Genomic DNA, 11,145 nt, shown 5'->3' on the forward strand with positions numbered 1-11,145 from the left:
CCCCGAGGCCCTGCTCGCCCCTCCCGGCGCCCGTGGCTATGCCCCGGAGCCGCTCGGCCTCCCCTCCGCGCGCCACGCCCTCGTCGCGTACCACGCGCGGCGCGGCGCGGCCGTCTCGCCCGAGCACCTGGTGCTGACGGCCAGCACCAGCGAGGCGTACGGGTGGCTCTTCAAGCTCCTGTGCGAGCCCGGGGACAACGTCCTCGTGCCCGTGCCGGGCTACCCCCTCTTCGAGCACCTCGCGCGCCTGGAGGGCGTGGAGGCCCGGCCCTACCGCCTGCCGCGCGCGCACGGCTTCGCCCTGGACGTGGGCGAGGTGGAGGCCGCGCGCGACGCCCGCACCCGCGCGGTGCTGGTCGTCAATCCCGGCAACCCCACCGGCCAGTACCTCCATGACGGGGAGCTGGCCGCGCTCGCGGACGTCTGCGCTCGCCACGGGCTGGCGCTCATCAGCGACGAGGTGTTCAGCGACTTCGCCTGGGACGCCGAGCCGGACCGCGTCACCACCGTGGCCGGACGCGCGCTGCCCGCGCTCACCTTCACCCTGTCCGGCCTGTCGAAAGTGGCGGGCCTGCCCGGCCTCAAGCTGGCGTGGACGCACGTGGGCGGTCCGGCCGCCGCGCGCGACGAGGCGCTGGCCCGGCTGGAGTGGGTGGCGGACACGTACCTGCCGGTGGGCACGCCGGTGCAGCTCGCGCTGCCCGCGCTCCTGGCCCACGCGCCCGTGTTCCAGGCGGCGGTGCTGGAGCGCGTGCGGGGCAATCGCCAGCGGCTCCTCGCCGCGCGTCCGCCGGGGGCGACGTGGGACGTGGTGCCCGCGCATGGCGGGTGGAGCGCGGTGCTGCGGATTCCGAGGGAGCCCGGCGAGGAGGCCACGTGCCTCGCCCTGCTGGACGCGGGCGTGCTGGCGCAGCCGGGCTTCTTCTACGACTTCGGCGGCGGCGCCTTCCTCGTGGTGTCGCTCCTGCCGGAGCCCGAGGAGTTCGCCGCCGCCGTCGGGGTGCTGGCGCGCGTGCTGGGGGAGGGCCCCCGCTAGTTCGTCGACGGGTTGATGAGCTGCACCGTCTTGAAGGTGCCGTTCTCAATCTTCCACAGCTCGTACTCGGAAGGGGCCTCGCCCGCGGCGTCGAAGTCCAGCTCGCCGCTGGCGCCCTTCACGTCGATGATGGTACCGGCGCGCATGGCGGCCCGGGCCTCGATGAAGCCGCTGAAGCCCAGCTCGAACGCCGGCGCGGTTTCGCCCCGCGGCGGCGTCATGCGCGCCAGGCCCTCGGCGATGCGGGCGCCGGTGATGGGCTGTGGCTTGCTGTTGTCGGGGCCCACCGCGTACGCGGTGCCCAGCGCCACCAGGTACATGGCGTCATACGCATGGGCGGTGAAGGAGTACTGGCCCGGGTCCTGGTTGAGGTACGCGGAGCGGAAGCGCTGTTCGAACAGCCGGTACACCGGGTCGTTGGGACGCGCCTGCGCCGGGGCGGTTCCGTAGGCGCCCTCCACCTGGCTCCTGTTGATGCCCAGCGCGGTGAACAGGCCCCGGTCCTTGCTCGCGTCCGTGAAGAACCACCGCTGCCCCGTGCGCCCCTGCGCCACCAGCTGGCTGACAATCTTCGCGTTGTCCTCGGAGAAGCCCGCCATCACCGTGATGTCCGGCTGCGCGGAGCCGATGGTGCCCACCGCCGAGGTGACGTCCCCATTGCGGCTGTACTTCGCGGACTGGACATTGATGCCAGGGGCGTCCAGGAAGCGGAGCACCACGCCGGACAGGCCCTGGCCGTACGGGTCATCCACGTAGGAGAGCACCACGTTGTCGATGTTGGCGAAGGGCGGCGTGGGCTCCTGCACGGGGAGGGTGCCCTCGAGCAGGTCGGCGATGATGCGGCCCTGCACCGAGTCCGAGGGCGCGGTGCGCCACACCAGGCCCGCGGTGGCGTCCCGCGGCTTGTCCGGCAGCGTGGCGATGTCGGGGCTCGTCCCGGTGTGCGTCATCAGCAGCACGCCCGCGGCGATGGTGGCGCTGGAGACGGTAATCGTCTGGGCGCTGCCGGAGGTGAAGATGACGGGCACCTCCTTCTCCTTCACCAGCCACTCGGCCTGCGCGCGGGCCCGGTTCGCGTCCGACCGCGTGTCGCAGATGTAGAGGACGAAGGGCCGGCCGTTGATGCCCTCGCGCTGGTTGACCTCTTCAATCGCCAGCTTGATGGAGTTGAGGGCCTGCTCCTCGGACTCGTCCTTGCCATCCGCCGTGGTGAGCGGCAGCGCCGCGCCCAGGGCGATGGCATTGGTGGCCGACGCGGGGCCGAACTCGAGCCCGCAGCCCTCCGGCTGGGGCAGGCAGAAGCCGGCGTTGCACACCTGCGCCGAGTCGCAGTCCGCGCTCGTCTCGCACTCGGTGAGCCCGCCCGCGGTGGTGAAGCTGCACCCGGACAGCAGTAGGGTGCCACACGTCATCAGTCCCAGCGCGCGCATCAGAAGCTGACCTCCATTCCTGCGCCCGCGCCCCGGGGCGCCAGCGTCACCCGCACCTCGCCCTCCACGGGTGGGCCCTCCTTCGGGTAGAGGATGATGGCCGTAATCGCGCTGGCCAGGCCCAGGCCGAAGCCGATGTCCGCCAGCAGGGCCTTGCTCTTCGTGTCGTCCGCGCGCGCCTGCTTGTCCTCCACGCGCGTGGCGGCGTCGAACTTCTCGCGCGAGTCGCGCGCCTGCATGCCGAAGAGCACGCCCGCGCCCACGCCGGCCACCGCCACTCCGCCCACCGCGAAGGCGGCGATCTTCTGGCGCTGGTAGGACTTCAGCGCGCGCGCGGACTCGGCCTGCTGGCGGCGCTGGTTCTCCTCCTCGGCGCGCCGGGCCGCCAGCTGCTCCTCCTCCGCCCGGCGCTTCGCGGCCTCCGCCTCCCCCTGGAGCTTCTGGCGCTCGGCCTCCGCGGCGGCGGTCTGCTGCTCCTCCTTCTTGAGGAGCACCTGGATGCGGTCGATGCCGCGCGCGCTGCGCTTGAGCAGCGTGGGGTCCGTGCCCTCCGTGTTGCCGACGTACTGCTGGTACCAGGAGAGCGCCTCGCGCAACTCGCCCGCGTTCTCCAGGGCGACGGCGATGTTGTAGATGAGCTTCGGGTTGGGGGCCTGCTCGTGCGCCTTCTTCAGCGCCTCCGCCGCCTCGCGGTACTTCCCGGCCTGATACAGCCGCTCACCCTCGCGGATGAGGACCGTCGGATTCTTCGCGCCGCCTCGCTGGGCGTGCGCCACCGGCGGCGCCAGCGCGAGGGCCGCCGACAACACAAAAGCCAATCTCATGGTGCTCCCAGCCTAGCCCGGAGCCGCCCGCCCCGCGAAGTCGCGGGCTTTACTTCCCGTGAAAAAACACCGGGGCCGCCCCACGCCCTCGGCCTTGCGGCGGGCGGGAAGCGGCCCCGGAGGACTTCAGGGCGCTACAGGAGGGACGCTCAGGTCTCCAGGCGGGACATGAGCAGCTTGCGCTGCAGCATCAGGGCCTCGGGGGCCTTGGTGCCGAGCTGCTCGAAGAAGACCTCCTGGCTCTTGAGCTCGGCCTTCCACTCGTCCTCCTTGATGGAGGTGGCCTCGGTGACGGCCTCGGTGGAGATGTCCAGGCCGTTGAGGTTGAGGCCCTGGTCGGCGCGCGGCACCCAGCCCAGCAGCGTCTCCTGGGTGGGGACGCGGCCCTGGACGCGGTTCACGATCCACTCCAGGACGCGCATGTTCTCGCCGAAGCCCGGCCACACGAACTTGCCGTTCTTGTCCTGGCGGAACCAGTTGACCTGGAAGATCTTCGGCAGCTGGGGGATGGACTTCTGCATGTCCAGCCAGTGCTGGAGGTAGTCGCCCATGTGGTAGCCGCAGAAGGGCAGCATGGCCATGGGGTCACGGCGCACGACGCCGACCTTGCCGGTGGCGGCGGCCGTCGTCTCGCTGCCCATGGTGGCGCCGAGGAACACGCCGTGGGTCCAGTTGAAGGCCTGGATGACCAGCGGGACGGTGTTGGAGCGGCGGCCGCCGAAGATGATGGCGGAGATGGGCACGCCCATCGGGTCGTTGGCCTTGGGGCTGAGCACCGGGTTGTTGCTCATGGGGGCGGTGAAGCGGCTGTTCGGGTGCGCCGCCTTCTCCGCGCTGCCCTTCTTCCAGGGGCGGCCCTGCCAGTCGGTGAGCTCCTCGGGGACCTCGCCGTCCTTGCCCTCCCACCACACGTCGCCGTCCGGCGTCAGCGCCACGTTGGTGAAGAGGGTGTCCTTGGCGATGGTCTCCATCGCGTTCGGGTTGGTCTTGTAGTTGGTGCCGGGCACCACGCCGAAGTAGCCGGCCTCCGGGTTGATGGCGTACAGGCGGCCATCCGGACCCGGGCGCATCCAGGCGATGTCGTCGCCGACGGTCTCGATCTTCCAGCCCTTGTACTCGGCCGGAGGAATCATCATCGCGAAGTTCGTCTTGCCGCAGGCGGACGGGAAGGCGGCGGCGACGTAGGTCGTCTCACCCTTGGGGCTGGTGACGCCGAGGATGAGCATGTGCTCGGCCAGCCAGCCCTCCTCGCGGCCCAGGAAGCTGCCGATGCGCAGCGCGAGGCATTTCTTCCCGAGCAGCACGTTGCCGCCATATCCCGAGCCGAAGCTCCAGATGGTGTTGTCGTGGGGGAAGTGGCAGATGTAGCGGCGGTCCGGGTTCACGTCGCCGGTGCTGTGCAGGCCGCGGTTGAAGTCGTCGCTGTCGCCCAGCATGTCCAGCGCCTGCTTACCCATGCGCGCCATGATGCGCATGTTCAGCACCACGTAGACGCTGTCGGTCAGCTCGACGCCAATCTTGGTGAAGGGGCTGCCGATGGGGCCCATGGCGTAGGGCACCACGTACATGGTGCGGCCCTTCATGGAGCCGTCGAACAGCTGGCCCAGCTTCGTGTACGCCTCGTCCGGGTCCATCCAGTTGTTGGTGGGGCCGGCTTCCGTCTTGTTGGGCGTGCAGATGAACGTGAGGTGCTCGACGCGCGCCACGTCATTGGGGTTCGAACGGTGCAGATAGCAGCCGGGCCGCTTCTGCTGGTTCAGCGGGATGAGGATGCCCTCCTTCACCGCCTGGTCCGTCAGGCGCTTCTTCTCCTCCTCGGAGCCATCGCACCAGACGATGTTATCCGGCTGCGTCATCTGGGCCATCTTCGCCACCCAGGCCAGCAGCGTGGGGTTCTTGGTGGGGGCCTTCTCGCCCACCGCCGCCACTTGCGTCGAAGCCATCGAAGTATCCTCGTGTCGTCTCGAAATAGGGATTCCCGCGAGCGGTCCCAAGGGGGTGCAAGCTACCAGCGCGAGAGACGACAAACCTTCTGGATGGAGGGCAGGAATGCAACTGCCGTTCGGCACTCAACCGGCCCACCAGACAGGGCTCTCCTAATTCCACTTATCAGCGACCGGGCATCCAGTAGTTGACGACGCGGTGCGCCGGGGCTCACCGGGTTCGCGAGTGCGCGAGTGACCTGCCGCTGCTGCGCGCCACCGTCCGTCGAATTCCCGGCATTCGGCGGGGGTCGGGGACGCGGGGGTGCTACCTTCCGAGCGTGCCCCGCTGGTTCAACACCGCCGGTCCGTGCCGGCCGGACATCCACTACATGCTGCCCGCCCTGAGGCGCCTGCCGGATGTGCAGCGTCTCATCGCGCAGGAGGGCTACTTCGTCGTTCATGCGCCCCGGCAGGTGGGGAAGACGACGGCCCTGCTGTCGCTCGCCCAGGAACTGACGGCCGGAGGGCGCTACGCCGCGGTGCTCGTCTCCATGGAGGTAGGGGCCGCCTTTCCCCAGGATGTCGGTACCGCCGAACTCGCCATGCTCGATGACTGGCGCAACGCGGCCGAGGCGCAGCTTCCTCCCGAACTGCGACCGCCGCCTTTCCCGGAGGCTCCCGAGGGCAACCGCATCGGCTCCGCGCTCGCGGCCTGGGCGAAGGCGGAGCCCAGGCCCCTTGTCGTCTTCCTGGACGAAATCGATGCGCTCCGGGACGAGACGCTGGTGTCCGTGCTGCGCCAGCTTCGCAGCGGATACCTCAACCGGCCCCGAAGCTTCCCTGTCTCGCTCGCGCTCATCGGCCTGCGTGACGTGCGCGATTACAAGGTGGTCTCCGGAGAAGAGGACCGCCTGGGGACCGCGAGCCCCTTCAACATCAAGGTCCGCTCCCTCACCCTGCGCGACTTCACCGCGCAGGAGGTCGCCGAGCTCTATGCCCAGCACACCGCCGACACCGGCCAGCGCTTCGAGCCCGAGGCGCTCGCGCTCGCCTTCGAGCTGACGCAGGGCCAGCCCTGGCTCGTCAACGCGCTGGCGAAGGTGGCCGTCGAGGAGCTCGTGCCCGACATCTCGAAGCCCGTGCGCCGTGCCGACATCGAGCACGCGAAGAAGCTCCTCATCGACCGTCGGGAGACCCACCTGGACAGCCTGGCCGAGCGCCTGCGCGAGCCTCGGGTGCGGCGCATCATGGAGCCCATGCTCGCCGGTCTCGCCCTGGGTGACGTGCCCGAGGACGACCTGCGCTTCGTCCAGGACCTGGGGCTGGTGCGCATGGCACAGGGCGGAGGCCTGGGGGTGGCCAACCCCATCTACCGAGAGGTCATCCCCCGCGTGCTGTCGAGCACGGCGGTGGCCTCGCTTCCGCCGCAGACCTCCACGCCCTGGCGTCGCGCCGATGGCCGGCTGGACATGGCGCGTCTGATGGAGGCGTTCCTGGCCTTCTGGCGCCAGCACGGCCAGCCGCTCCTGGGCACCGCGCACTACCACGAGATTGCGCCCCATCTGGTGCTGATGGCCTTCCTGCACCGGGTGGCCAACGGCGGCGGCACACTGGAGCGCGAGTACGCCGTGGGCACGGGACGTATGGACCTGTGCCTGCGGTACGGGCCGGACACGCTCGCCATGGAGTTGAAGGTCTGGCGTGACGGCGAGAAGGACCCGCTGGAGGAGGGGCTGGCGCAGCTCGACGGCTATCTCGCGGGCCTGGGCCTCGACAGCGGCTGGCTGGTCATCTTCGACCGGCGCGGCGGACAGCCCCCCATTTCCGAGCGCACGCATGCCAGCGACGCGGTGACGCCCGCGGGGCGTCGTGTGTCCGTGGTGCGTGCCTGAGGCCACCGCTCGCTGGGGGCATCAGTCCCCGCGGCCCCAATGGTGACCGGACGTCCAGAAGCCAACCGGCCTTCCAGCCGGGGCGCACCTGTTCCCGCTTATCAGCGACCGGGCATCCAGTAGTTGACGACGCGGTGCGCCGGGGGGCTCACCCCGTAGGCCGGGAGCACACAGGTTGGTGGCGGGTTCCATGACCATCGCCATTGTCCTCGGCATTGTCGTCGTCGCGCTGGTGCTGTTCTCCATCGACACCATTCCCATCGAGGTCAGCTCGCTGGTGGTGGTGTGCCTGCTGGCGCTGACGGGCGTGTTGACGCCCACGCAGGCCTTCGAGGGGTTCAGCAACGACACGGTCATCTTCATCTTCACGCTGCTGGCGATGACGCAGGGGCTCGCCTCCACGGGCGTGGTGCAGCTCGTGGGGCAGCGGCTGGCCTTCTTCGCGCGCTTCGGCCACCAGACGTTCGTGATGGCGATGATGGTGGCGGTGGCGAGCTTCTCGTCCATCATCTCCAACACGGTGACGACGGCGGCCTTCCTGCCGGTGGCGTGCGGCGCGGCGCACCGGGCGAAGGTGCCCAAGAGCAAGGTGCTCCTGCCGCTGGCGTACGCGTCGATGCTGGGCGGGATGATCTTCCTCTACGGCACGTCCACCAACCTGGTGGTGTCCGCGGCGCTGCAGCGCATGGGGCTGCCGGGCATCGGGGTGACGGAGCTGGCGCCGCTGGGCCTGCCGCTCGCCATCATCGGCATCATCGTGGTGGTGCTGCTGGGGCCGCTGCTCCTGCCAGCGCGCGAGGGGCAGGGCGGCGTGGAGAGCTGGACGCTGCGCGACTACATCACCGAGGCGATGCTGCCGCCGGACTCGCGCTACGTGGGCAAGGAGCTGGCGGACATCACCGAGGGCCTGGGCGTGCGCGTCATCGGCATCATCCGCGAGGGGCAGACGCTGTCCGCGGTGCCCACGTACCGGATGCAGGGCGACGAGCGCCTCATCATCGAAGGCACCCGCTCGGACATCATGCGGGTGAAGGACCTGAAGGGCATCGAGCTGCGTCCGGACGTGAAGCTGTCGGACGAGGAGCTGGACGCGAAGGACACCGTCCTCATCGAGGCCAGCGTGCCCCAGGGCAGCTCGCTGGTGGGGCGCAGCCTGAAGGAGACGCTGTTCCTGGAGCGCTACGGCATGGTGGCGCTGGCGCTGCACAGGAAGCCCGCCATCCAGCGCATCACCAAGCTGCAGCTGCTGGGCCGCACCTTCGGGGAGCGCTCGCTGTCGATGCTGCCGCTGTCGGTGGGCGACGTGCTGCTCTTGCGCGGGCCGCGCGAGCGGGTGTCGGAGCTGGCGGGAGGCAACAACCTGGTGGTGCTCAGCGGCCACGAGTACCAGCCGCCGCGCTACGGCAAGGCGCTGCTGGCGGTGGTGCTCTTCCTGGGCGCGCTGGCGGCGGGCTCGCTGGAGCTGGTGCCGCTGTCGGTGGCGGGGCTCACCGGCATGCTGCTGATGATTGCGACGAAGTGCGTGGACGCGCGCCACGCCTTCCGCGTGGACTGGCGGGTGGTGCTCCTCATCGGCTCCATGATGGCGCTGGGCCTGGCCATGGAGGAAAGCGGGGCGGGGAAGTTCATCGGCAACGCGGTGGCGGGGCTGGGCGCGTACGGCGGCCCGCGCACGGTGCTGGCGCTGCTGATGGTGCTGACCATCGTCCTGTCCGCGCCCATGAGCAACCAGGCCGCGGCGCTGGTGGTGCTACCGGTGGCCCTCAACGCCGCGCAGCAGCTCGGCGTGGACCCCCGGGCCTTCGCCATGGGCGTGACGCTGGCGGCGAGCTGCTCGTTCATCACCCCGCTGGAGCCCAGCTGCGTGCTCGTCTACGGCCCCGGCCACTACCGCTTCACGGACTTCTTCCGCCTGGGCACGCCGCTCACCGCCATCCTCGTGGCCGCGCTCGTCGTGGCCGTGCCGTGGGTGTGGCCCTTCCACCAGAAGGGGCCGGACGCGCCCCCACGGGGCAACACCCCGGTGAGCGCCGTGGTGGCTCCGGCGAGCCCGGTGCCGGCGGCGGTGGTGGCGCCCTGAGCGGAGCTCCGTCTCAGTGGACGGCGGCGCGCACGCCGATGTCGGCGATGATGCGGGCCTCGTGCTCCAGCATCCACTCCAGCCGCTCGCGCACGGGGGCCTCGTCGCCGCCGTTCGCGGTGACGGCGAGCCGGAAGAAGAGGGACTGGTGCCCGTCCTCGGACTGCGCCAGCTCTCCGTAGAAGCGGGCCAGCGCCGGGTCGGTGAGCCCCTCGGCGAGCAGGGACAGTCGCTCGCACGAGCGGGCCTCGATGACGGCGGCCACCAGCAGCCGGTCGATGCGGCGCTCGGCGGACGAGTTGCGCACCAGCTTCTGGAGGGCCTGGGCGTACGGGTCACCCGAGTCCTTCGTCAGGGTGAGGCCGCGCGCGTCCATCAGCTCCAGCACCTTGGCCAGGTGGGCGCTCTCCTCGCGGGCGAGCCGCGCCATCTGGGCGGGCAGGCCGGGCAGGTCCGGGTACACCTGGAGCAGTGAGAGGGCGTTGGCCGCGGCCTTCTTCTCGCAGTGGGCGTGGTCCACCAGCACCTCGTCGAAGCGCTCGAGGGCCAGCGGCAGCCAGCGCGGGTCGGTGGCGGCGTGGAGGATGACGGGCCCCTCTCCGGAGAGGGGACGGCGGGAAGGCGTGGGACGGCTCATGGACGCCGCCGACTGTAGGGCACGTGCGGTCAGTCGACCAGGACGAGTCGCTGGGTACGGCCGGCCAGGTAGCCGACCTTGCGGGCGATGCGGGCGGTGCTCTCGTCGCGCTCGTCGATTCGCATCGTCAGGCGCGGCAGCGAGGAGAGCAGGTGCCGGGAAATCTGCCCCAGGCACAGCGTGGCGTGGCCCTTCTTCCGCTCGGCGGGCAGCGTGTACATGCCCTCCAGCTCCGCGCCGTATTGGGAGCGGCTGCCGATGTCCACCTTGAACACCAGCCCGCCCGCCTCCTCCAGCACGTAGGTGCGGCGCTGGCGCACGCGCTGGATGACGCGGGCCTCGTAGCCCCGCGGGTCCTCGGACAGCGGATCTCTCTCCATGGCCTCGCGCACGTAGCCCTGGGCCAGCGGCAGCAGCCGGGGCACATCCTCCTCGCGCGCCAGCCGCAGGAGCGGGTTGGTGAAGGGGCCCAGGTCGTCCGCGGACACGCTGAACAGCCGCTGCGTGCGCGACAGGCGCGGCTTGCCGGAGCACAGGCTGCGCACCAGCGCGTCCACGGAGGACTTGTCCCCCACGCTGCCGCGCAGCTTCAGGCTGGAGGCCAGCGCGTCGGCGATGACGCTGGTGGCGGTGGCGTCGCTCGCGCTGGGCACCACGAGGCCGCCGTCACCGCCCACGAAGACGGCGGCGGTGAGCACCTTGTTGTCGAAGCGCCCGTAGAAGGCGAAGGGCACGCGCCCCCGGGGGGCGACCCCGAACTCCTCCAGCAACCCCAGCAGGTAGAGGTTGTGGACCGGGTCCTTCGACAGCAGCGCGCGCAGGGCTTCCGCGTCCTGGGGACCAAGCTGTTCGACGGTGACGGGCATGAACGGGCGGGGGCAGCCGTCACCTTACGCAAAACCCGGCCCTACCGGCCAGCGTCCCCCGGTGCGCGGAACTGGAAGGGGTAGACGACCGTCGCCTTTCCCCCACCCGGCGGGGCGGGAAACCGGGCGTCCAGGAGCGAGTCCAGCACACACGCCTGCACCATCGGGTCCGGAATGGTGCTCTCCAGCAACTCCCCTCCGCTCATCTGCCCGTCCTCGCCCCTCGGCTCCACCGTGAAGCGCAGCCGCACTGTCTGCGGACCCCGGTTGCGCTGTGCCGCGTCCTCGAAACATTGCTGCACCAGCGGAGTCACCGCCTGGATGGCGACGCGGACGTCCTCGGGGTGGATGCGGCCGGTGGTGGACTCGATGACGGGTTCGACTTCCACGACGCGCCGGGTGCCGTCCGGGTCGACGGGGTGCGCGGGGAGCTGGGTGCGCGGGGCGGGGAAGGG

General features: G+C 70.6%; 9 protein-coding genes. 3 read left to right on the plus strand and 6 right to left on the minus strand.

All coding sequences use genetic code 11. The annotated features are described in order from the left end of the window. Window positions 1-1,036: pyridoxal phosphate-dependent aminotransferase (locus tag HG543_RS45730; RefSeq protein WP_169351269.1), on the plus strand; the 1,036-nt coding region annotated here is incomplete at its 5' end. Here the strand turns inward: HG543_RS45730 and HG543_RS45735 are convergent. The 3 genes from HG543_RS45735 to HG543_RS45745 all read right to left on the minus strand — a co-directional run bounded on the left by HG543_RS45735 (window position 1,033) and on the right by HG543_RS45745 (window position 5,233). Beyond that, window positions 1,033-2,466: an ABC transporter substrate-binding protein gene (locus HG543_RS45735; protein ID WP_169351270.1), complete on the minus strand. Its 1,434-nt coding sequence runs from the start codon at window positions 2,464-2,466 to the stop codon at window positions 1,033-1,035. The genes HG543_RS45730 and HG543_RS45735 overlap by 4 nt on opposite strands. Then, window positions 2,466-3,290 (minus strand): tetratricopeptide repeat protein, encoded by an 825-nt coding sequence (locus tag HG543_RS45740; protein WP_169351271.1) that lies wholly within the window; start codon window positions 3,288-3,290, stop codon window positions 2,466-2,468. The genes HG543_RS45735 and HG543_RS45740 overlap by 1 nt, the downstream gene beginning before the upstream one ends. Window positions 3,291-3,439: 149 nt before the next feature. Beyond that, window positions 3,440-5,233, minus strand: a complete 1,794-nt coding sequence (locus tag HG543_RS45745; protein WP_169351272.1) for a phosphoenolpyruvate carboxykinase (GTP) — start codon at window positions 5,231-5,233, stop codon at window positions 3,440-3,442. 320 nt (window positions 5,234-5,553) lie between these two features. Here HG543_RS45745 and HG543_RS45750 point away from each other — a divergent pair, with 320 nt between their 5' ends. Continuing rightward, a complete protein-coding gene (locus tag HG543_RS45750) occupies window positions 5,554-7,107 on the plus strand; it encodes an ATP-binding protein (protein ID WP_169351273.1) in 1,554 nt (517 codons plus the stop codon). A 190-nt stretch (window positions 7,108-7,297) separates the two neighbouring features. Then, window positions 7,298-9,187, plus strand: a complete 1,890-nt coding sequence (locus tag HG543_RS45755; protein WP_169351274.1) for an SLC13 family permease — start codon at window positions 7,298-7,300, stop codon at window positions 9,185-9,187. 13 nt (window positions 9,188-9,200) lie between these two features. Here HG543_RS45755 and HG543_RS45760 read toward each other — a convergent pair whose 3' ends face one another. From HG543_RS45760 to HG543_RS45770, 3 genes are all read right to left on the minus strand, one after another. Continuing rightward, window positions 9,201-9,824 carry a MiaE family protein gene (locus tag HG543_RS45760; protein WP_169351275.1) on the minus strand — a complete coding sequence of 208 codons (624 nt, stop codon included), beginning with the start codon at window positions 9,822-9,824 and terminating at the stop codon, window positions 9,201-9,203. Window positions 9,825-9,853: 29 nt separating this feature from the next. Then, entirely contained in the window at window positions 9,854-10,690 is an 837-nt protein-coding gene (locus tag HG543_RS45765; RefSeq protein WP_169351276.1) for a GNAT family N-acetyltransferase, read from the minus strand. Window positions 10,691-10,731: 41 nt separating this feature from the next. Continuing rightward, on the minus strand, window positions 10,732-11,145 hold a 414-nt coding region (locus HG543_RS45770; RefSeq protein WP_169351277.1), incomplete at its 5' end, for an AgmX/PglI C-terminal domain-containing protein.

Source organism: Pyxidicoccus fallax, from assembly GCF_012933655.1.
In the GTDB taxonomy this organism is placed as follows: Bacteria; Myxococcota; Myxococcia; order Myxococcales; family Myxococcaceae; genus Myxococcus; species Myxococcus fallax.

Coding starts and splice junctions, on each gene's coding strand:
- HG543_RS45735 (WP_169351270.1), bottom strand. CDS start 2,466: ATGCGCGCGCTGGGACTGATGACGTGTGGCACCCTACTGCTGTCCGGG.
- HG543_RS45740 (WP_169351271.1), bottom strand. CDS start 3,290: ATGAGATTGGCTTTTGTGTTGTCGGCGGCCCTCGCGCTGGCGCCGCCG.
- HG543_RS45745 (WP_169351272.1), bottom strand. CDS start 5,233: ATGGCTTCGACGCAAGTGGCGGCGGTGGGCGAGAAGGCCCCCACCAAG.
- HG543_RS45755 (WP_169351274.1), top strand. CDS start 7,298: ATGACCATCGCCATTGTCCTCGGCATTGTCGTCGTCGCGCTGGTGCTG.
- HG543_RS45760 (WP_169351275.1), bottom strand. CDS start 9,824: ATGAGCCGTCCCACGCCTTCCCGCCGTCCCCTCTCCGGAGAGGGGCCC.
- HG543_RS45765 (WP_169351276.1), bottom strand. CDS start 10,690: ATGCCCGTCACCGTCGAACAGCTTGGTCCCCAGGACGCGGAAGCCCTG.